The sequence below is a fragment of the Parazoarcus communis genome (assembly GCF_003111645.1).
Taxonomy (GTDB): Bacteria; Pseudomonadota; Gammaproteobacteria; order Burkholderiales; family Rhodocyclaceae; genus Parazoarcus; species Parazoarcus communis_A.
This window is the reverse complement of sequence record NZ_CP022187.1, coordinates 2,099,544-2,115,461: the sequence shown is the minus strand read 5'-3', so window position 1 is coordinate 2,115,461 and position 15,918 is coordinate 2,099,544. Positions and strand designations below refer to the sequence as shown.

Genomic DNA, 15,918 nt, shown 5'->3' with positions numbered 1-15,918 from the left:
ACAGCCCCTCTGCATTTACCGCTGGCCGGACACCGGTTGCCCGGCGTCCGGTGTCTTGCATTACACGCGTGCAGCCTTCAACAGTTCGTTGAGGGTTGCGCTCGGGCGCATGACCGCCTTGCACTTGTCGGAGTCGGCGAGGTAGTAGCCGCCGATATCGACCGGCTGACCCTGAACCGACTTCAGCTCGTCGATGATCTTCTGTTCGTTCTCGGTCATCGATTTCGCGATCGGGCCAAAGTGCGCCTTCAGTTCGGCATTGTCGTTCTGCTCGGCCAGTGCCTGTGCCCAGTACATCGCGAGGTAGAACTGGCTGCCGCGGTTGTCGAGTTCGCCGGTACGGGGCGAGGGCGACTTGTTGTTGTCGAGCAGCTTGCCGGTCGCACTGTCGAGCGTCTTGGCGAGCACCTTGGCCTTGTCGTTGCCGGTCTTGATGCCCAGCTCTTCGAGCGACACCGCCAGTGCCAGGAATTCGCCCAGCGAATCCCAGCGCAGGTGGTTCTCTTCGACCAGCTGCTTGACGTGCTTCGGTGCGGAGCCGCCGGCGCCGGTTTCGTACATGCCGCCGCCAGCCATCAGCGGAACGATGGAGAGCATCTTGGCGCTGGTGCCGAGTTCCATGATCGGGAACAGGTCGGTCAGGTAGTCGCGCAGGATGTTGCCGGTCACCGAGATGGTGTCCAGACCGCGGACGACGCGCTCCAGCGTGTAACGCATGGCGCGGACCTGCGACATGTGCTGGATGTCCAGACCGGTGGTGTCGTGATCCTTCAGGTACTTTTCGACCTTCTTGATCAGCTCGTTCTCGTGCGGACGATAGGGGTCGAGCCAGAAGATCGCGGGCATGCCGGAGTTGCGGGCACGGGTCACGGCCAGCTTCACCCAGTCGCGGATCGGCGCGTCCTTGACCTGGCACATGCGCCAGATGTCGCCCTCTTCGACGTCCTGCGACAGCAGCACTTCGCCGGTTTCGAGGTCGACGATGTTGGCAACGCCTGCTTCCTGAATCTCAAACGTCTTGTCGTGCGAGCCGTACTCTTCGGCCTGCTGCGCCATCAGACCGACGTTGGGCACGGTGCCCATGGTGGTCGGGTCGAAGTTGCCGTTGGTCTTGCAGAAGTTGATCATCTCCTGGTAGATGCGGGCGAAGGTGGATTCCGGCATCACGGCCTTGCAGTCGTACTGCTTGCCGTCAGTGCCCCACATCTTGCCGCCGGAGCGGATCATCGCCGGCATCGACGCGTCGACGATGATGTCGTTCGGCGAGTGGAAGTTGGTGATGCCCTTGGCCGAATCGACCATCGCCAGTTCGGGGCGGTGCTCGTGGCAGGCGTGCAGGTCGCGGATGATTTCGTCGCGCTTGGACTCGGGCAGGGTTGCAATCTTGTCGTACAGATTGACCATGCCGTTGTTCACGTTCACGCCCAGCTCTTCGAACAGTGCGGCGTGCTTCTCGAAAGCGTCACGGTAGTAGATGCGGACGCAGTGGCCGAAGACGATGGGGTGCGAGACCTTCATCATCGTCGCCTTCACGTGCAGCGAGAACAGGACGCCGGTCTTGCGCGCATCTTCGATCTGCTCTTCGTAGAAGTCGCACAGTGCCTTCTTGCTCATGAACATGCTGTCGATGATCTCGCCGTCGAGCAGCGAAATCTTCGGCTTGAGCACGATGTTCTTGCCGCTCTTGGTCGTCAGCTCCATCTTCACGTCACGGGCGCGGTCCAGGGTCATGGACTTTTCGCCGTGATAGAAGTCGCCGTGCTTCATGTGCGACACGTGGGTGCGCGAGGCCTGGCTCCAGGGCTGCATCGAATGCGGGTTCTTGCGCGCGTAGCTCTTGACCGCAGCGGGGGCGCGACGGTCGGAGTTGCCTTCACGCAGCACCGGGTTTACCGCCGAGCCGAGGCACTTGCCGTAACGTGCCTTGATCGCCTTTTCTTCGTCGGTCTTCGGATTTTCGGGGAAATCGGGAATCTTGAAGCCGCGCGTCTGCAGCTCCTTGATTGCTGCGCTCAGCTGCGACACCGAGGCGCTGATGTTGGGCAGCTTGATGATGTTGGTGTCCGGTTCCTGCGTCAGGCGAGCGAGCTCGGCCAGCGCGTTCGGCACTTTCTGCTCTTCGGTCAGATAGTCGGAAAATTCAGACAGGATGCGGGCCGACACCGAGATGTCGCTCTTGGCGATCTCGATGCCTGCGGGGCCGGTGAAGGTCCGGATAATGGGTAGGAAAGCACACGTGGCCAGCATCGGCGCTTCGTCCGTGAGCGTGTAGATGATCTTCGATTTCCCTGCAACCATATTGCTTCCCTCAATATTGATTTTTTGACCATGAATCCATGGCGACCCCCTGTCGCCACAGACGACGGCTGACAACGCTTCTGCAGTCGACTACCCGATATTATGCCTCTCACGCACGCGTATCGAAACCGGCATGCGCATGTGGGCCCCCATTTTTCAGTGTTTTAGGGGGCATCCGGCCCGGCGTCGCAGGAATGCGAGCTCGCGGCCGGGCCGAACAGTGGGCCGGCCGGCGAGGCAGCGGTCAAATGAGGGAGGATGCGAGCGGGCGGCGCAGGGCGTGTGGGTTCCCGGTCACGATGATGCGTGCAGGATGTCTGCGCTGATCCGCGGCGCAGTCTGCATAATGGCAGCATCAGGGCTGTGGGTATCGGTCGAGAGCGTGCTATATATTGGCCTACACTTCTTCGGCAAGGCGGCAGCAGAACGATGAGTAACGAAAACTACCCCGTTGTCTTTGGCACTGAAGACATCCTCAGAAGCTTGTGCGATTCGGTGAGCCGGGTCCTGAGTGTGACCACGCAGAGCCAGATCCGCTACTCCGGCATGGTGCAGCGGATCTCGAAAACCTGTCTCAAGCCCGATATCGGCTGCTTTGTGCTGTTCGACGGCGGCTTTTCCGGTCTGGTTGTCATCAATTTTTCCGCCCCGGCGGCGATGGAGCTGTACGAGCAGTACATGCTGAACATGGGCATGTCCAAGGACGAGCTGACTACCAGCCACACCTCGGACGAGGTCAGCAACGTGATGGGTGAGCTGATGAATCAGTCCGTGGGCGATTTCACCGCCAAGGTGGCGCGCGAGCTGCAGACCCACATTACGCAGAATCAGCCCAAGATGATGGCGCTCAGCAAGCAGGTCATCCTGAGCGTGGACACCCACCTGGAGAAGCCCGAGGCGCGGCGCGCCACCTTCTTCACCGGTCGCAACAACATCTTCTACCTTGAGCTGGCCATCGACCGCACCGAGTTCATCAAGCTCAATGACTTCGATGCCAGCGAAGTGCCCGACCCGGACGCGCTGATGGATCAGGTTCATGGCGCAACGGCCGCGCGGCCTGCGCCAGCCGTGTCCGGCACCAGCGAGCACGATGAATTGCTGAATTCACTCGGGATGTAGTGTCGTTCCCGTGGGCAGCCGAGCGCCGCACCGCCTTACAGACCCGGCGGCGCGGCGCTTTCGCTTACAGGGCGGCGCGATAGATGGCGCAGACCTCTTCAAAACTCGGCTGAACCGGATTGGTGAGGCCGCAGGCGTATTTCATTGCGTTGGCGGCGAGGGTCGGGATGTCGGCCTCCTTGGCCCCGAGTTGTCCCACCCCGGCCGGAATGTCCACGTCGGCGGCCAGATCCCGGATGGCCTGCTGGCAGAGCACGGCCGCAGCGTCTGCATCGAGCCCCTGCACGTCGCAGCCCATCGCACGTGCCACGTCGCCGAGCAGTTCGGTGACGCGTCCTGCGAGACCGGCGCGCACCAACGGCGCGTCGGTCACGACGAGCGCCTTTTTCCAGCCGTGCGACTGTATGGCCAGCGCGGCGTCCTTGAGACAGCCGCTGCCCATCAGGTTGACGCTGGGGATGAAGAAGATGCTGGTCGTCATGATGTTGCCCCGAATGAAGGACAGAATGAAAAAACAGAGCGGAAGAAGCTCTGATTCAAGCCTACGCGCCTTGCCTTGCCGACGTCTTGACGCAGTGCAAGGCTGCGTCCGGAGATGGCTGCAACCGCATTCGCTCGCAATCATCGTGCGCGCATCGGAACCTGTTGCGCTTGGCCGAAAGGGCGCGGCTCCGGCTCGCCGGACAGAACTTTCCTTGTCGGTGGTTGCGGTCGACCACGGCCGTCGGCGCCATATTCCAGACATCCGCATCAGCCTGTACGCGAGCCCTCATGAGTCTGTCGCTGCTCAGTCGTTACGCATTTCTTGCGCTTTGCGTGTTGCTTGCACTGGGCAGCCTGCCGTTTCTGCAGCATGAATGGGCGTGGCCGGTCGCGCTTGTGTCCGGTGCGCTGAGCGTGGTCGCCATCGTCGATCTGGCGCAGACACGCCAGGCCGTCCGGCGAAACTATCCGGTGATCGGGAACATCCGCTATCTGGTCTAGGCCATCCGCCCCGAGATCCGCCAGTACCTGCTCGAGGGCGACCGTGAGCAGCTGCCGTTTTTCCGCGCACTTCGTACTCGAGTCCGGCTTCTTCAAGGAAAAAGGGCAACCTTCAGCGGGTTGCGGCGGGGGAGTAGTACAAGCTGATCATGTTGCCTTCCTGTGAGGGAAAGGGCGGTGGCCGTTTGCGGCTCTGCTTCGCCCGCGACGCCAAGTCCATCGTGAAGCTGGGGCCCACTATGCGTAATGCGCCGGCGGGAGGTGATCGATCAGGAGAATGCTTTGGGCGTGCGGCCACGGCGGGGGGCGGGTGCAGACCTCGCCGGCCCGCACGCTGCGTGCGCGGTTCGCCGCGACGGTCCTGGGCCGGTGTTTTTGAGAATGGCATTTGCATTTCCGGATCCGCTCCGGTGGCGCCCCCTGGGGCGTGGCGTACAGGCCTGTTTTTCAATGCGTTCTTGAAGCGAGGTCTTGTGCGGGGTAGCATTGCCGGCTTCGTGCGGTGAAGGGAGCCTGATCCTCTTCGCATTGCAGCCGCTTTTTTGCCGATCTGATCGGCATGTTTTCAGAAATTCCCCGGAGAAATTCGATGCGCAAACCCTGGCTTGCTCCCATTCTTGCTGCCTTTACCGCCATCGCCGGTGTCGGCGCCGCAGCGCCCGCAGCAGCGGAAACCACCCTGAAGATGGCGTATGCGCTGTCGGCCAGTTCGCACTACGGTGCCGGCGGCGAAGCGTTCTCGAAGTCGCTCGAGGCGTCGAGCAAGGGCAAGTTCAAGGTCCAGCAGTTTGCGAACAGCGCACTGGGCGGTGAGCGCGAAGTCATCGAAGGCCTGCAGCTGGGTACGATCGACGCGGCCATCCTGTCGACCGGTGCGACGCTCAACTTCGTGCCGCAGACCGGCGTGTTCGACATTCCCTTCCTGATGCGCGATCTCACGCACGCACGCAAGGTGCTGGACGGCAAGATCGGTCAGGACATGCTGTCCGAGTTCTCGAAGCGCGGTCTGGTTGCGCTGGCCTGGGGTGAGCAGGGTTTCCGGCACCTCACCAACAGCAAGCGCCCGGTAGCCAGCGCGGCCGATGCCAAGGGCCTGAAGATCCGTACCACCGAGAACCAGATCCACATTCTCGCGTTCCGCCAGATCGGCATCCTGCCGACGCCGATGGCCTGGCCGGAAGTGGCCACGGCGCTGCAGCAGGGCACCATCGACGGCCAGGAGAATCCGCTGTCGGTCATCACCTCGGCCAAGCTGTCACAGCTGCAGAAACACCTGTCGCTGACTGGCCACGTCTATGCGCCGACGGTGATCATGGTTTCGCCGACGGTCTATGAAGGCCTGTCGGACGCCGAAAAGCAGCAATTCCTCGAAGCCGCCAGGAAGGCTTCGCAGGCCATGCGGGATTTCGTCGACAATGTCGAGAAGACAGGCGTGGAGCAGCTCAAGGCCGAAGGCATGGAAATCGTGACCAAGGTTGATCGCAAGTCCTTCGAGGACGCGATGGCGCCGGTGTACCCCGAGTACTACAAGAAGTTCGACAAGGCGCTGATCGAATCGATCAGGAACACCCGCTGAGTCCCATGCGGAAGACCCATGTGGCAGGCCCCCGCGGGCCCGCCGCATGCCCCGTGCATCTGTCGGCCTGAGGGCCGACATTGTTTTTTCCGGGCAGCAAAATGACTTTGATTCGTCGTCTGGACCGCATCCTGTTCAAGAGTGTGTCCATCCTCGCCCAGCTGTTTCTGGTCGCTGCGGTCGCAGCCGGCTTCTGGCAGGTCATCGCACGCTTCGTACTGGAAGCGCCGGCGGACTGGAGCGAGGTGCTCACCCGCGCACTGCTGATCTGGACCGTCCTGCTCGGCGTCGCGCTGGCCTTTCGCCAGGGCATGATGCTGGGGGTGGAGTTGCTGCGCAATCTGCTCGGCACGTTCTACCGGCGCTGGCTCGACCTGCTGGTGAGCCTGATCTGCGCCGGCTTCCTCGGCTTCCTTGCCTGGATCGGCGGTCAGATGACCTGGCGGGTGCGCTTTCAGACCGTGCCCAGTCTCGACATTTCAATTTCCTGGGTCTACGTCGCCATCCCGATTGGCGCCGCGCTGGCCGCGATCGCCGTCCTGGCCCGGCTCGGCGACAGCGCCGATACCCCGGCCCTGCGTAACGACGCACAGGGCTGACACCCGCCCGACCCGATCCACCTTTTCACGAACAATGCGGTAGCCCCACCATGTCCCAGTTGATGATCGTCTCGATGCTCGTGTTCTTCGGCCTGACGGTGCCGATTGCGGTGTCGATCGGCCTTGGGGCCATGGCAGGCGTGAGTGCGGCAAATCTGCCCTCGCTGGTGGTGGCACAGCAACTCTATGCCGCGCTCGACAAGTATCCGCTGGTCGCGATTCCCTTCTTCATTCTGGCCGGCAACCTGATGGAGGCCGGCGGCATCTCCGAACGCATGGTCGAGTTCGCCAAGGGCCTGGTTGGCGGCGTGCAGGGCGGGCTGGCGATGGCCTGTGTCCTCACCTGCATGATCTTCGCCGCCGTCGCGGGCTCCAGTGTCGCCACCACGTTTGCGGTCGGTGCGATCCTGATCCCGGCCATGGTACGCCACGGCTACCCCGCGCCCTTTGCTGCCTCGCTGCAGGCGACCGCGGCCGAACTGGGCGTGATCATTCCGCCCTCGATTCCGATGATCCTGTTTGCGGTTTCCACCGACACCTCCACCGGCGAGCTGTTCATTGCCGGCGTGGTGCCGGGCATCCTGATTGCCGGTGCGCTGATGGCCTACGTGTGGCTGTACGCCCGTCGCAATGGTCTGGGGCTCAAAGACGGCGAGGGCCGGCTCGCACTGTGGCCGGCGTTCAAGCGCGCGTGGTTGGCCCTGCTGATGCCGGCCATCATTCTGGGCGGCATCTACGGCGGCATCTTCACCCCGACCGAGGCGTCGGTGGTTGCGGTGGTGTACGCGGTGGTGGTGGGCATGCTGATTTACCGCCGCATCAGCTTTTCCACGCTGTCTGCCACCCTGCATCGCTCGGTGGTGTCGACCGCGACCATCATGTTCATCATCGCCAATGCGGGCGTGTTCGGCTTTCTGCTCAACCGCGCCGGCGTGCCGGATGCGCTCGGCCAGTGGCTGGCGCAGGTCTTCAGCGACAAGGTCAGCTTTCTGCTGGGCGTGAATGCGGCGCTGTTCGTGATCGGCATGTTCATCGAGACGTCGGCCTCGATCGTCGTGCTGGCGCCGCTGCTGCTGCCGGTGGCAGTGGCCTTTGGCATCGATCCGGTGCACTTCGGGATCATCATGGTGATCAACCTGGCACTGGGCATGATCACCCCGCCGTTCGGGGTGAACCTGTTCGCTGCCGGCTCCATTGCCAGGGTGCCGCTGGAGCGGCTGATCCGCCCCCTGCTGCCCTTTGTCGGCACGGTCGTCGCCTGCCTGCTGCTGATCACCTATGTGCCGCAGCTGAGCCTGGCCCTGCGCGACCTGGTCTACCGCTGAGGCGCTTCCGCTCAGGCTTCCACCAGGCCTGAGCGCACCGCGATCAGTGCCAGCTCGGCCGCATTTGCGGCGTTGAGCTTCTGCTTGATGTGATACAGGTGGGTGCCGACGGTGCTGGTGCTGAGCTTGAGCGTGCCGGCGACTTCGGTCACCGAGTGCCCGCGGGCGAGCTGCAGGAATACGCTGAATTCCTTGCCAGTCAGCGTGTCCGCCGGGTCGCTGCTGTTGCCCAGGCACGCGAGCGCGAGGCGGGGCGCGAGATCGGCGTCGATATAGCGCTGACCGCCCGCCACCGCAGCGATCGCCCTGATCAGCTCGGCCGGATCTGCGCGCTTGGAGAGATAGCCGGTGGCGCCGGCCTGCAGGGCACGCGACGGAATCTGGGTGTCCTCATGCGCCGACAGCATCAGTACCCGGGCATCGCTGTCATGGGCGAGCAGGCGGTCGAGCGCGGCGAGCCCGCCCATGCCGGGCATCGATACATCCATCACCAGGGCGTCGGGCCGGTGTTCGGCATGCAGGGTCAGCGCGGTTTCGCCGCTGTTGGCTTCGGCGACGACGGTGGCGCCGGCGCCTTCGATCAGCAGGCGGAAGCCCATGCGGACGATGGCGTGATCGTCGGCGAGCAGGATGCGCAGTCCGTTCAGCGATGTCATGTCGTGGTCTCCGTGGGGGTGTGCAGGGGCAGGGTGGCGCAAACGCTCAGCCCGCCCCGGGGCGCGGGCTCGAAGCGCAGTTCGCCGCGGAGTGCCAGCGTGCGTTCCTGCATGCCGGTCAGGCCGTAGCGCGGGCGGTCGTCAGTGCAGGGCGCACCGAGGCCGCAGCCGTTGTCGGTGATGCGCAGCTCGATGCTGCTGTCCGCGCAGTGCAGCGCGACCTCGACCTCGCTGGCCCCGGCGTGGCGTACCACGTTGGTCAGCCCCTCCTGCAGCAGGCGCTGCACCGTGAGCTGCAGCGCATCGTCGACTTCGCGCCCCGGCGTCTCGGTGCTGCACTTGAGGCGGATGTCGGGATGCAGCGCAGACCATTGTTCGCACAGGGTCTTCACTGCCTCGTCGACGCCGCCGTGGCCGAGACTGGGCGGGCGCAGGCGCTGCAGGATTGCGCGCACCCCGTCATGCATCTGACCCGCCATGGAGACGATGGCCTGGGCGCTGCCATGGATGCCGGGCTGGTCGGCGCTGCGCTGCTGAATCGCGCCTGCGATGGCGCGCACGGCGGTGATGCCCTGCGCGAGTTCATCATGCAGCTCGCGCGCGATGGCTCGGCGATCCTCTTCCAGATGGCTTTGCAGCGCGCGTGCGAAACGCTGGTCCGCTTCGAGCCGGGTGTTGTTGGCCAGGCTGTGGTCGAGCCGTTCGGCCAGCAGGTTGTAGCTGTGCGCCAGGCGATCGAGCTCGGGCACACCACCCACGGCAAGGCGGCGGTCGAAATGACCTGCGGCGCCCCGCGCGAAGGCGTCGTCAATCGCCCGTAGCGGCTGCAGCGCACGGTTGAGTGCGGCGTGACTGCCGACCCAGGCCAGCAGGAGCAGGGCCAGGCACCAGCCCGACAGGCCACGGAGGTCGTCCCATGCGTCGAGCACCGAGCGCGACGGGTCGGGGATCAGGCTCAGCTGCAGCTCTCCGGTGGCGAAATGGCGCAGCGGCAGCTGGGGCGTGAGGCGTGCCGCAAACCATTCCGGGGCGCTGCGCCCGGCCTTGTAGGTGGGGCCGGGCGAGCGATAGACGAGTTCGCCGCTGGCCGTGCTCGCCTCGATCACATGGGCGCGGATGCGGCCGATTTCGTGCAGGGCGGACACCAGATTGGTTTCGGCCTGCAGCGGGTCGCGCCGGGTTTCGGCGACCAGCACGCTGAGCCACTGAGCTGCGACGCGATTGGCCGCCTCGGTTTCCTCATGGATGGTATTGCGGGCTTCACTCGTCCACACGGCCGCGCCTGCCATCAGTGCAAGCGCGAGCAGAGCGGTGATGATCAGGCTGAGGCGCGCATGCAGGCTGATGCGGATACCGCCCCGCTGCGGGCGCTGGGGTGTGCTGCCGGTGTCGGTCTTCATCGCGGATGCGCCTCCGTCGTCGACATGCGGTGCTCAGGGCGGATCATCTGCGGCTGCCTCGGCTCAGGGCGGCCTGCTCCGCCGCCGGGTACAGATGGGTCACCGAGCGCAGGTATTCGCGCGACACCTCGGCGAGGCCGGAGAACTCGGCCGGTACCGGCCGTGCCAGCATCTCGGTCATGTCCAGCCCCTGTTCGGCGCCCTCGCGGATGGACTGCTGCAGCCACTGCAGGTAGCGGCGGGTCTGCTCGATGGGCGCCTTGTCCGTGGCAGGGTCGCCGTGTCCGGGGACGATGTGGCGGAAGTCGATCTGCTGCAGCTGATCCAGGGCCTTCAGCCACTGGTCGATGCTGGCATGCGGCGTGGTGGGCGCACGGCCGTTGAACACCAGGTCGGAGGCGAACAGGGTGCCGCTGGCGATGTCGAGCACGGCAAGGTCGGCCGGGGTGTGGCCGCTCAAGGCAATGAGTTCGAGTGTGCGCCCCCCCGCGTCGATCCGGCCCGCAGCGAGCGCGGCGTGCGGCGCGGCGATCTCGGTTTCGAGCATCCAGTCGCCGTTGAGGCGGTACATGTTGTCAAGAAAGGCCGGGCCTTCGTCGCCGATCCCCTGCATGGTCACCGCGGTGGCCGACAGCGTGTCCGCAGGGAAGGCCTGATTGCCGAGGAAATGGTCCGGATGATGGTGGGTGTTGATCACCTTCACGATCGGCAAGGGGCTGATGCGGGCGATGGCGTTGCGCAGCTGCTCGCCGTAGCGCTTTGACGAGCCGGTGTCGATCACGGTGATGCCGCTGGGGCCGACGATGAAGCCGGTGTTTACGATGTTGCCGCCATTGTCGAAGGAGAAGTCCTCCTTGAGGCCGACCAGCACGTAGACGCCGTCGGCAATCTCGCGCGGCGCGAGTTCGTAGTCGAAGGAAGCGGTGAGGGCGGAGGGGGAGAACAGCAGGGCCTGCAGGCCGAGCGCGAGGGCTGCGATCAGCTTCGGGCCACGGCTTGCGGTGTGCCGCCTGCTCATTGCGTCACCTCTGCGTCGATGCGGTTGCCGTTGTTGTCGCGTCCGTTGATCTTCAGCACGCCGGTGCCGAGGATGCCGGGCGGGATGTCGATGGTGAACAGCGGATTCTCGGCAACGGGTTCGGCCGGACGGATCATCATCAGCTGCTCGCCCCCGGCCAGCAGCACGCCCAGTTCATCGATGTGAAACACCGGAATGCCCGGGGCCAGTCCGGTGTCCATCGGATGGATCACCTGCAGGCGCAACCGGGTGCCGCCATCGATTCGCGGCCACAGGCGTGCACTGACCTCGTTCAGGCGCTGTTCCCACTCCGGCGATCCGGCGCCGGTCGAGGGCAGGGTGCAGCCGCCTCCGGTGGTATTGACCCAGATGCCGCCGACATGCCAGATGCCATCCGCCGTGCGCGCTGCAGCGCGAACCGGGGTTGATTGCTGCAGCTTGAGGCGGAAGCCGAGGACGCTGCGTGCCCGTCCGGGTTCAAAGCTGAGCGCCTTCACGATGGGGTTGAAGTCGGCGAAGACGAGCACTTCCTCGACCCCTGCGAGCGCGCTGGCATCGACCTTGACCGGCACGTTCATGGCGTCCTCTGCGGTGGCGGGCGCGGACACCTTCACGCGCTCATCGAAGACGACCCGTTCGTCGCGAAAGAACTCGCGCTTCATGTCGCCCCAGCGCGAGGAGCCGAGCGGGTCCTGCGCGGGGCTTTCAGCTGCTGCGAACGCAAGCGGCGCCAGGGCGAATGCCAGGGCCGCGCCGGCGATCAGTGTGATCAGACGCATTGTGTCTCCTCTGAGGCGCGGTTCGTGCCGCGCCGTTCTTGCGCGTCTACATGCAATGCCTGTGCCAGTCGCCTTGCCCCGCAGGCCCGACGCGGGACTCGCTCGCTTTACGGGTGTTCCATGTGTTGTTTCGTGTTCCATTCTGGAGCACTTGCCTTGATTTGATACAGGCGCTGGCACCGGGTGAAACCGAAGGGCCAGTGCTTGCGGGATGGCATGACGCTTGCAGACAGGGAGGGCAGGAGGTCTGCGGTGTCTGCACGATCCGCAGGAGCTTGCCTGAGACAAATACCGAGAGACCAAGGAGGAAAACGATGAGTACAAGATCAAGGATGTCTGCCGCACCACGCCGGCTGAGCGTCATTGCCGGCGCGCTGCTGGTGCTGGGAGCGACGCAGGCCACCGCGAAAGAAGTCACCAATGACGACATCGTCAACGACGCCACGATCACCACCCAGGTGGTCACTCACGGTCTGGGTACCAAGGGTCAGCGCTACAGCCCGCTGACGCAGGTCAATACGGAAACGGTGAAGGATCTCGTTCCGGCCTGGTCGTTCTCCTTCGGTGGCGAGAAGCAGCGCGGTCAGCAATCCCAGCCCCTCATCTTCGACGGCAAGATGTACGTAACGGCTTCCTACAGCCGTCTGTTTGCGCTCGATGCCAAGACCGGCGAGAAGCTGTGGAAGTACGAGGCCCGTCTGCCCGACGGCATCATGCCGTGCTGTGACGTGATCAACCGCGGCGCCGCGATCTACGACAACCTGGTGATCTTCGGCACGCTCGACGCCAAGCTCGTGGCGCTGGACAAGGACACCGGCAAGGTGGTGTGGCGCGAGACAATCGAGGACTACAAGGCGGGCTACTCCTTTACCGCTGCGCCGCAGATCGTCAAGGGCATGGTCATCACCGGCAACTCGGGCGGCGAGTTCGGCGTAGTCGGCCGCGTTGATGCACGCGATGCGAAGACCGGCAAGCTGATCTGGACCCGACCGACGGTCGAAGGTCACATGGGGCAGAAGTTCGACAAGGACGGCAAGCCGAGCGACAACGGCATCTCCGGCAAGACCAACGCAACCTGGCCCGGCGACCTGTGGAAGACGGGCGGCGCGGCTCCCTGGCAGGCGGCCTACTATGATCCGGATACCGACCTGATCTACATCGGCACCGGCAACCCCTCACCGTGGAACAGCTGGCTGCGTCCGGGCGACAACCTGTATTCGTCCTCCACGATCGCGATCAATCCCGATACCGGCAAGATCGTGTGGCACTTCCAGGGTACGCCGCATGACGGCTGGGACTTCGACGGGGTGAACGAATTCATCTCCTTCGAATACAACGATCCGAAGACCGGCAAGATGGTGAAGGCCGGTGGCAAGGCCGACCGGAACGGCTTCTTCCTCGTCAATGACCGCACCAACGGCAAGCTGATCAATGCCTTCCCCTTCGTGAGCCGCATCGACTGGGCAAAGGGTTACGACCTCAAGACCGGCCGTCCGATGTACAACGACGACAAGCGTCCGGGCAACCCCTTCACCGAAGGGGGGGGCGATGGTCAGAAGGGTGAGGTGGTGTTCGCCGCACCGTCCTTCCTCGGTGGCAAGAACCAGATGCCGATGGCTTTCAGCCCGAAGACCGGTCTCTTCTACGTGCCGGCCAACGAGTGGGGCATGGACATCTGGAACGAGCCGGTGTCGTACAAGCGCGGCGCAGCCTATCTGGGCGCCGGTTTTACCATCAAGCCGCTGTACGAGGATTACATCGGTTCGCTGCGCGCAGTCGATCCGGTGTCCGGAAAGATCGTGTGGGAGGTCAAGAACAGCGCACCGCTGTGGGGTGGCGTGATGACCACCGCAGGCAACCTCGTGTTCTACGGTACGCCGGAGGGTTACCTGAAGGCGATCAACGCCACGACGGGTGAGGAAGTGTGGCAGTTCCAGACCGGCTCCGGCGTGATCGCGCCCCCGGTGACCTGGGAAGAGAATGGCGAGCAGTACATCGCCGTCGTTTCCGGCTGGGGCGGTGCGGTGCCGCTGTGGGGGGGCGATGTTGCCCGCCGCATCAACACGCTTGAGCAGGGTGGCTCGGTGTGGGTGTTCAAGCTGCACAAGTCCTGATGTGAATGCTGCCCGGTCCGCATGACCGGGCAGCACGCGGGCGGTGGCGGCTTCCGTGCCCTGGCGCGGGTGGCTCGTGCGCCGTTTCCGCCCCGGAACAACCAGCATTCATCCAGAAGGAGCTTTTAACGTGATTTCCATTCGATCATTTGCAGGTATTGCAGTGTTCGCCCTTGCTGCCAGTTCGCACGCAGCTGACCCGATGGCCGACGCCGAGATGATGAAGCTCGCCTCCGCAAGCGGATGCCTGACCTGTCACAGCATCGAATCGGGCAAGCCGGGGCCGAACGGTTTGGCGCCCATCGGGCCGGCGTGGCAGGACGTGGGCAAGCAGTACGCAGGCAAGCCCGGCGCAGGCGAGTTCCTGACCCGTATCGTCCTTGAGGGCTCCAGCCCCTACAGCAGCCACTGGAAGGGCAAGGTCAGCGGCTTGTCGATGCCGCCAAATGCGGTTGCGATCACTGAAGGCAATGCACGCCGTCTCGTCGACTGGATTCTGGCACTGGGAAGGTGAGCTACGGCCGGGTGCAGGCGATGCGGTTGATCGCGATAGCTGCCTGCCGGCAGATCCGTTTCCGGAAATGAAGCAGAACGCGCCCTGTCCCCGTTGCGGAAACAGGGCGTCTTTACTTACAGAATGACGGTGATCTCTTCCCGTCGGACGAGTTCGGCGCCAAAGGCCTCGGCCTCGAGGCCGAGCGCGTCGCGCGCGGTCACGACGCCGGTCGGCCGCCCGCTTGCGTTCACCACCGGTACATGGCGGAAACCGCCCTCGAACATCATGTGCAGGGCGTGACCGAAGGGACGGTCTTCGGTGATGGCCTGGGGATTGTGCGTGAGCACTGCGCCAACCGGCGTGAGGTCGGCGTCGATGCCGGTGGCCAGCACGCGAAAGGTGGCGTCACGCTCGGTGAAGATGCCGGTCAGGATGCCATGCTCGGTGACGAGTGCAGCGCTCTCGTTGTGCTGAAGCATCAGACGGGTGACCTCCCGCACGGGCATGTCAAATGGCACGCAGACGAATTTGCGGTCGGCAAGGACGTGGTGGATAGGGCGGCTCGGCATGATCTGTCTCCTTTACTTTTTGTAGGGCATTCAAAGATCTGCTCGTCACTGCACCGGCCCCCTCAGGCATGCTGCGAAAGCCATGCAAACGCCGCAGAAGCGCGTTCGGAACTGCCGGTTCATGTGTGACTGCGCCTCTACAGTCAAGCGTCAATCATGCCAGCTTCAAAGCATGACGAAGGAAAACGACAAGACCTTGTTTTGCAATGAAATAAGCCGTTGTGCTATGCAGCATCCGTTTGATCGAGTCGCGAAAACGTGATCCTTTAAGGTGCATGCGGGTGTTCCCTGCACCCCCGTGGTGCGGCGCTATCGCCATGATTTGATTGTGGTTTTACGCTGGCGTCGGGGTGCTGCGCGGTGTCGCACGGTTTGTCGGCGAGTCGCGATGAACGCGCGTGGACATGAAGATTTACTGCTGATATGTTGATGCCTAAATTAATTTTACGGCAGGTGCCAACGTATGACTGTTCAGCATTCACAGCCCGCCTTCCGCTCCCCCGCAAACCGCGCCTATCACGCCCTGATGTCGGGCTGTGGACTGGTGTCGGCGCTGCTCTTCGGCGCAATGGGACTGCTCGTCTGTGCCGACGTGTTCATGCGCAATCTCGGCCTTGGTTCGCTGACATGGAGTGTCGAGGTCACCGAGTACATGCTCATGCTTGCCACCTTCATCGCAGCCCCCTGGCTGCTCTACGTGGGTGACCACATCCGCATCGACATTCTGCTGCGAGCTTCGTCTGCAGTCGGTCGCTGGTGGCTCGAACTGCTGACCGATACGTTTGGATTGCTCATCAGTGCGGTGCTTGCGTGGCAGTGCGTCTTGGTGGCGCTCGACGCCGCACAGCAGGGCGGCATGGTGTTCAAGGTCCTGATCTTTCCCGAGTGGTGGCTGAACCTGCCCATGGGCTTCGCCTTCATCCTGCTGACGGTTGAATTCGCACGCCGGCTGCATGCGGCGACGCGTCGCCGCGGAGGACGCTGA

The 15,918-nt window shown here is 63.8% G+C and carries 15 protein-coding genes; 8 read left to right on the top strand and 7 right to left on the bottom strand.

Annotated elements, in window-relative coordinates; translation table 11 throughout:
- Positions 1-60: 60 nt before the first annotated feature.
- Entirely contained in the window at positions 61-2,298 is a 2,238-nt protein-coding gene (locus tag CEW83_RS09625) for an NADP-dependent isocitrate dehydrogenase (RefSeq protein WP_108949144.1), read from the bottom strand.
- Between the two features lie 429 nt (positions 2,299-2,727).
- Here CEW83_RS09625 and CEW83_RS09620 point away from each other — a divergent pair, with 429 nt between their 5' ends.
- Entirely contained in the window at positions 2,728-3,417 is a 690-nt protein-coding gene (locus CEW83_RS09620) for a DUF3334 family protein (RefSeq protein WP_108949143.1), read from the top strand.
- 64 nt (positions 3,418-3,481) lie between these two features.
- Here CEW83_RS09620 and CEW83_RS21365 read toward each other — a convergent pair whose 3' ends face one another.
- Complete coding sequence (locus CEW83_RS21365; RefSeq protein WP_234419047.1) at positions 3,482-3,898, bottom strand: iron-containing alcohol dehydrogenase; 417 nt, start codon at positions 3,896-3,898, stop codon at positions 3,482-3,484.
- Between the two features lie 290 nt (positions 3,899-4,188).
- Between CEW83_RS21365 and CEW83_RS09610 the strand changes: the two genes are divergently transcribed.
- From CEW83_RS09610 to CEW83_RS09595, 4 genes are all read left to right on the top strand, one after another.
- A complete protein-coding gene (locus CEW83_RS09610; protein WP_199915257.1) occupies positions 4,189-4,401 on the top strand; it encodes a hypothetical protein in 213 nt (70 codons plus the stop codon).
- Between the two features lie 589 nt (positions 4,402-4,990).
- Positions 4,991-5,977 carry a TRAP transporter substrate-binding protein gene (locus CEW83_RS09605; protein WP_108949141.1) on the top strand — a complete coding sequence of 329 codons (987 nt, stop codon included), beginning with the start codon at positions 4,991-4,993 and terminating at the stop codon, positions 5,975-5,977.
- Positions 5,978-6,078: 101 nt separating this feature from the next.
- The gene (locus CEW83_RS09600; protein WP_108949140.1) at positions 6,079-6,576 is read left to right on the top strand and encodes a TRAP transporter small permease; all 498 of its coding nucleotides are present in this window, start codon (positions 6,079-6,081) and stop codon (positions 6,574-6,576) included.
- Positions 6,577-6,626: 50 nt separating this feature from the next.
- Positions 6,627-7,901: a TRAP transporter large permease gene (locus tag CEW83_RS09595; RefSeq protein WP_108949139.1), complete on the top strand. Its 1,275-nt coding sequence runs from the start codon at positions 6,627-6,629 to the stop codon at positions 7,899-7,901.
- Positions 7,902-7,912: 11 nt separating this feature from the next.
- On the opposite strand, the gene CEW83_RS09590 is transcribed toward CEW83_RS09595, so the two are convergent.
- Genes CEW83_RS09590 through CEW83_RS09575 form a run of 4 tightly spaced genes read right to left on the bottom strand, consistent with a single transcriptional unit; the run spans position 7,913 to position 11,754 of the window.
- Positions 7,913-8,557, bottom strand: a complete 645-nt coding sequence (locus tag CEW83_RS09590; protein WP_108949138.1) for a response regulator transcription factor — start codon at positions 8,555-8,557, stop codon at positions 7,913-7,915.
- A complete protein-coding gene (locus CEW83_RS09585) occupies positions 8,554-9,957 on the bottom strand; it encodes a histidine kinase (RefSeq protein ID WP_108949137.1) in 1,404 nt (467 codons plus the stop codon). The genes CEW83_RS09590 and CEW83_RS09585 overlap by 4 nt, the downstream gene beginning before the upstream one ends.
- A gap of 43 nt (positions 9,958-10,000) precedes the next feature.
- Positions 10,001-10,975 carry a quinoprotein relay system zinc metallohydrolase 1 gene (locus CEW83_RS09580; protein WP_108949136.1) on the bottom strand — a complete coding sequence of 325 codons (975 nt, stop codon included), beginning with the start codon at positions 10,973-10,975 and terminating at the stop codon, positions 10,001-10,003.
- Positions 10,972-11,754 (bottom strand): quinoprotein dehydrogenase-associated SoxYZ-like carrier, encoded by a 783-nt coding sequence (locus CEW83_RS09575; protein ID WP_108949135.1) that lies wholly within the window; start codon positions 11,752-11,754, stop codon positions 10,972-10,974. The genes CEW83_RS09580 and CEW83_RS09575 overlap by 4 nt, the downstream gene beginning before the upstream one ends.
- 314 nt (positions 11,755-12,068) lie before the next feature.
- Between CEW83_RS09575 and CEW83_RS09570 the strand changes: the two genes are divergently transcribed.
- Complete coding sequence (locus CEW83_RS09570; protein WP_108949134.1) at positions 12,069-13,868, top strand: PQQ-dependent methanol/ethanol family dehydrogenase; 1,800 nt, start codon at positions 12,069-12,071, stop codon at positions 13,866-13,868.
- Between the two features lie 130 nt (positions 13,869-13,998).
- Entirely contained in the window at positions 13,999-14,382 is a 384-nt protein-coding gene (locus CEW83_RS09565) for a c-type cytochrome (protein WP_234419046.1), read from the top strand.
- Between the two features lie 116 nt (positions 14,383-14,498).
- Here CEW83_RS09565 and CEW83_RS09560 read toward each other — a convergent pair whose 3' ends face one another.
- The gene (locus CEW83_RS09560; protein ID WP_108949133.1) at positions 14,499-14,933 is read right to left on the bottom strand and encodes a cyclic nucleotide-binding/CBS domain-containing protein; all 435 of its coding nucleotides are present in this window, start codon (positions 14,931-14,933) and stop codon (positions 14,499-14,501) included.
- A gap of 463 nt (positions 14,934-15,396) precedes the next feature.
- On the opposite strand from CEW83_RS09560, the gene CEW83_RS09555 reads away from it, so the two are divergent.
- A complete protein-coding gene (locus CEW83_RS09555) occupies positions 15,397-15,918 on the top strand; it encodes a TRAP transporter small permease (protein ID WP_108949132.1) in 522 nt (173 codons plus the stop codon).

What these genes read in the sequence shown, in the direction of transcription:
- CEW83_RS09590 (WP_108949138.1), bottom strand. Translation starts at nt 8,557, where the DNA reads ATGACATCGCTGAACGGACTGCGCATCCTGCTCGCCGACGATCACGCC.
- CEW83_RS09610 (WP_199915257.1), top strand. Translation starts at nt 4,189, where the DNA reads ATGAGTCTGTCGCTGCTCAGTCGTTACGCATTTCTTGCGCTTTGCGTG.
- CEW83_RS09570 (WP_108949134.1), top strand. Translation starts at nt 12,069, where the DNA reads ATGAGTACAAGATCAAGGATGTCTGCCGCACCACGCCGGCTGAGCGTC.
- CEW83_RS09580 (WP_108949136.1), bottom strand. Translation starts at nt 10,975, where the DNA reads ATGAGCAGGCGGCACACCGCAAGCCGTGGCCCGAAGCTGATCGCAGCC.
- CEW83_RS09555 (WP_108949132.1), top strand. Translation starts at nt 15,397, where the DNA reads ATGACTGTTCAGCATTCACAGCCCGCCTTCCGCTCCCCCGCAAACCGC.
- CEW83_RS09560 (WP_108949133.1), bottom strand. Translation starts at nt 14,933, where the DNA reads ATGCCGAGCCGCCCTATCCACCACGTCCTTGCCGACCGCAAATTCGTC.
- CEW83_RS09625 (WP_108949144.1), bottom strand. Translation starts at nt 2,298, where the DNA reads ATGGTTGCAGGGAAATCGAAGATCATCTACACGCTCACGGACGAAGCG.
- CEW83_RS09605 (WP_108949141.1), top strand. Translation starts at nt 4,991, where the DNA reads ATGCGCAAACCCTGGCTTGCTCCCATTCTTGCTGCCTTTACCGCCATC.
- CEW83_RS09600 (WP_108949140.1), top strand. Translation starts at nt 6,079, where the DNA reads ATGACTTTGATTCGTCGTCTGGACCGCATCCTGTTCAAGAGTGTGTCC.
- CEW83_RS09585 (WP_108949137.1), bottom strand. Translation starts at nt 9,957, where the DNA reads ATGAAGACCGACACCGGCAGCACACCCCAGCGCCCGCAGCGGGGCGGT.
- CEW83_RS09595 (WP_108949139.1), top strand. Translation starts at nt 6,627, where the DNA reads ATGTCCCAGTTGATGATCGTCTCGATGCTCGTGTTCTTCGGCCTGACG.
- CEW83_RS21365 (WP_234419047.1), bottom strand. Translation starts at nt 3,898, where the DNA reads ATGACGACCAGCATCTTCTTCATCCCCAGCGTCAACCTGATGGGCAGC.
- CEW83_RS09620 (WP_108949143.1), top strand. Translation starts at nt 2,728, where the DNA reads ATGAGTAACGAAAACTACCCCGTTGTCTTTGGCACTGAAGACATCCTC.
- CEW83_RS09575 (WP_108949135.1), bottom strand. Translation starts at nt 11,754, where the DNA reads ATGCGTCTGATCACACTGATCGCCGGCGCGGCCCTGGCATTCGCCCTG.